This is a genomic window from Microcoleus sp. Pol17C6 (genome assembly GCF_036701145.1).
Classification (GTDB): domain Bacteria; phylum Cyanobacteriota; class Cyanobacteriia; order Cyanobacteriales; family Microcoleaceae; genus Microcoleus.
In genome coordinates this window covers 1-1,122 of the sequence record NZ_JAUBQH010000180.1, presented here as the reverse complement: position 1 = coordinate 1,122, position 1,122 = coordinate 1, and the positions used below count along the sequence as shown (strand labels likewise).

At 45.8% G+C, this 1,122-nt stretch carries 1 protein-coding gene; it reads left to right on the top strand.

What is annotated here, in order from left to right:
* A partial coding sequence (locus tag QUA25_RS29315) for a transposase (protein ID WP_333043220.1) occupies positions 1 to 1,042 on the top strand: 1,042 nt, incomplete at its 5' end.
* Between the last annotated feature and the right edge of the window lie 80 nt (positions 1,043 to 1,122).

The window sequence follows — 1,122 nt, the reverse complement described above, 5'->3', positions numbered from 1 at the left end:
TCATACGGCATGGTTAAGACCCCATGCACGTACCCTCAAAGAACGTACCTATGAACATCAACCCACAGCCTTACCCCACGGTATACCTGTCGGCATCGGTCAGGGATATAGTACGATCGCACTGATACCTTCGATGAGCGGCAGTTGGGCACTGCCGTTAAGACATGAACGTATTACCAGTTGGGACAACCCAATCGGTAAAGGCGCTGAACAATTGGCACAAGTATGTCAATATCTTCAGCATAGACCGATCGCTCTATTTGATAGTGAATATGGGTGCGCCCCTTTGGTTAAAGCCACCGCTGCAATCGCTGCTGATAAACTAATGCGTATTCGCTCCAATCGTTGCTTATGGTCAACGCCCCCAGCCTATAGTGGTAAAGGCAGACCCAAAATTCACGGTCAACAGTTTAAGCTCAACGACTCTCAAAGCTGGTGGGAACCAGAACAAACCCTCGAATCTGTTGAACCCAAACTCGGAAAAATTCGGTTAAAAAAATGGGATGACTTGCACTTTCGAGGTAGTCCCAAACATCCAATGACTCTGATTTTAGTCGAACGTCTAGAAACTGTAACGGGTCGATTAAACAGTCAACCTTTGTGGTTAGTGTGGGTTGGTATCCAAATGCCGTCTCTGGCTGAAATTTGGCAACTATATCTACGTCGTTTTACGATCGAGCATTGGTATCGGTTAGCTAAACAAACCTTGCATTGGACTGTGCCGAAGCTAAGCACTCCTGAACAATGCGAACGATGGAGTGATTTAATGCCATTGCTAACATGGCAATTATGGTTAGCTAAAGATGTCGTCACAGAAATTCGTTTGCCCTGGCAAAAGTCTCTCCCTGAATTGACGCCGGGAAGGGTTGTACAATCAATGCTTCCACTTTTAGTCAGGATTGGAAGTCCGGCTGTTGCTCCGAAACGGCGAGGAAATTCAGACGGATGGCAAACAGGAAAACCTCGCACTCCAAGATGTCGCTATCCTGTGGTCAAAAAGGGTAAAGGTAGGTTCCAAAACTCGTCAAAATCGATTAGTTAACCTGATCAGCTCTCTCTAAATTCACCATAACTTCTACTCAGCGAAGGCTGAGTAAATTTGTGCTTAGTCTAAACTCCAAT